This window comes from Ethanoligenens sp., from assembly GCF_047718355.1.
Classification (GTDB): Bacteria; Bacillota; Clostridia; order Oscillospirales; family Ethanoligenentaceae; genus Ethanoligenens.
In genome coordinates, this window is sequence record NZ_JBDNLG010000152.1 from 1 (window position 1) to 2909 (window position 2909).

Annotated in this window: 2 protein-coding genes; both read right to left on the reverse strand. The window is 48.0% G+C overall.

Annotated features, from left to right (window positions below; translation table 11 throughout):
* Positions 1-120: 120 nt before the first annotated feature.
* A complete protein-coding gene (locus ABF463_RS14320; protein ID WP_415534691.1) occupies positions 121-1323 on the reverse strand; it encodes an ROK family transcriptional regulator in 1203 nt (400 codons plus the stop codon).
* 60 nt (positions 1324-1383) lie between these two features.
* Positions 1384-2909 (reverse strand): sugar ABC transporter ATP-binding protein (locus tag ABF463_RS14325; protein WP_415534689.1); only part of this gene is annotated, 1526 nt, incomplete at its 5' end.

The window sequence follows — 2909 nt, forward strand, 5'->3', positions numbered from 1 at the left end:
GCCTTTCTGAATCATTTGAACCGCGGTCCGATTACCCCCCTGCCAGGCTTTCCAACCGCTTCATCGCTATGCTGGTCAAGCGCCTACTAGTCAGACCGCAGCGCCACACTGGCGCATTCATCAGTACAATGCCAGTTCTCCGGTAAAGATCTTATCGATTGACAGCGATGCGGCCCCGATAAGCGGCGCTTTGTCCATAAACTCGGAAGTAAGAACCGCCACCTTTTTATATTGGGAACGGAAGCAACGTTCGTTAACACGTTCTTGCAGGATATCGGTAATCAGACTGTTAGCGATGGCCGCTTCGTGGCCGATGATAATCGCGTCGCAATCCATGATATTGACCAAATTGACCAGTGCAATCGTGATGTATTCACAAAATTCATCTACGATTTCCAGCGCAAACCGATCCTGCGCCATGGCCGCCTCCACCAGATCAATCCAGTGGATTCGGGTACCCCAAAGGGCGGATTCCTTGCGGTTGCGGATAAGAAAACGAGCCTTGTCTACAATTCGGTCGATTCCGGCATACAATTCCAGACAACCGTTGCTGCCGCATTCACATTTCGGCCCATTGAAATTGATGCAGGTATGACCAATCTGCCCATAGACACCTGAGTTTCTCTCCAGCAATTCCCCATTAGACACGGCACCCATGCTGATGGTATTGGTGATGCCCACATAGATAAAATTGTTGTATCCCCGACCATTTCCAAATATGTTTTCAGCCAAAGCCGACGCTTTTGCATCATTATCAACAAAAACAGGTAATTCTGTTGCCCGGTGTACCATGTCGCCGATTGCCAAGTTGTTGAGATTCGGTTGATTCAGCGGATTAAGCAGGATTTTTTTTGCAATATCCACTGGACCGACGCTCGTGATCCCGATACCCAGTATTTTGCGATCATAATGCTCGCGAATATAAAAAAACGCCTGCAAAAACTTCAAGACCAGCGACTCCGGTGTCTCATAGTCGGACAAACGCGTCTTTCCCGAATAGAGGATATCGGCTTTCATATCAGTCAAAAGAGTATAACAATATTTGCGGGAAAGGTACATCCCCACCACGCACGGCGCCTCATCGGAAACATCCAGCATAGACGGCTTCCGTCCCGAGGTCGTCTTGGTCTCATCGCCGTCGCTCTTATTTTCCACCACCACATTCTGTGCGATGAGTTCCGAAACAATATTGCTGACCGTCATTTTGGTAAGGCCGGACAGTTCGGATAGTTCCACCCTGGAGATGGATTCATTGGTCACAATGAGTTTTAATATGAGGTTTCGATTGGATTTTTTGACTTTTTGGTGGTTGTATCCTTCCATGTTGTCCAAAATGATTCATCCTTTCATCGCACCCGGAAAGAAGCCCGGTTGTCTGTGCGATTAGACCACCCCCGTATCCACTTGCGGTTGCTGCATCCCAACGATTAACTGTGCAATTTTGAGTTGATTGAATTTTCCTCTGTCCAAGCAGGCATTGATACGGCCTTCATTGATGACAACAATGCGGTCGCACATATTCACCGCCTCGGATATATCGGAGGAAATCATCAAAACAGCGACGCCTTTCAGCGCCAACTCATCTAATATTCGATAGATCTCGGACTTGGATACCACATCCATTCCCCGCGTGGGTTCGTCCAATATCAACAAAACAGGATCTGTTGCCAGCCATTTCGCAATGACTACTTTCTGCTGATTGCCTCCGCTCAGCATCCTGGTTATTTTTTTCGGGGAAGCCGACTTGATGGCCAACGATTCGATATAATGCCGCACCACATCCGTCTCTTTTTTGCGGTTGGTCATCATACCTCTCATGAATTTTTCGAGAACAACAAAGGTAGTGTTAAACTGGACGCTCTCCATTTCAAACAAGCCCTGCCGATCACGATATTCCGGCACCAATGCGATGTGGCGCAAGATGGCATCCCTGGGGCTTTTGATCTCAACCTGTCTGTTTTCCATCAAAATTTTTCCGGAATCAATTTTTTCAAGGCCAAACAAGCACTTGGCCAAAAGAGAACGACCAGAACCACCGCGCCCAACCAATCCAAGAATTTCACCCTTGCGCACCGAAAAATTGACATCCCGCAGTACCCCATGGCTGCAAAGGTCCTGCACCTCAAGCAAAACATCGCCGGGGACATGAAAATCCCGTACATAATGACTTTTGAGATTTTTCCCGATCATAAACCCCATCAGCTGACTGTTGGTTGCTTCATCCGCAGAGTAGGTTTTGATATGGCGACCGTCACGCAAGACCGTGATACGGTCGGCCACCTTGAGCATTTCCTGCATTCGATGGGAAATGTAAACAATCCCCACGCCTTTCTGTTTGAGCTCCCGTATCATCTGATGAACGAGACAAACCTGCGTTTCCGGCAGTGAAGCGGTTGCCTCATCTAGAATTAAAATTTTAACATTTTTATAGACTGCTTTCAATATCTGCACCATCTGCTTGTGAAACAATTGCAATGCCGATACCGGCGTCGTCGCACAAAGGCCGAGGTTGTAACCGTCCAAAAATCTTTGTACCTGCCGGTTTTGAGCCTGTTTATCCAGTAAGTGGCAGGCTGTGAGCGATTCCTGGCCCAACAGGATATTTTCCGCAATAGTCAGATGGGGTACCAGCAAAATCCGCTGCGGTACAAACCCGATACCGGCAGCGAAAGCATCCCGCACAGAACGGAATGTTTTTTGCTGGCCCTCAATGCAAACAGTTCCCTCGTCAGGCTGATGCAAGCCGCCGAGGATCGTCATCAGCGTCGATTTTCCCGCTCCGTTTTCTCCAACAAGCGCATGGACCTCCCCCCGCATCAAGGTGAAATCAACGCCTTTTAAAATGGAGGTGCCAGAAATGGAATATGTTATATTCTCCATTTTCAATAAAATATCTTTCATACCCGACT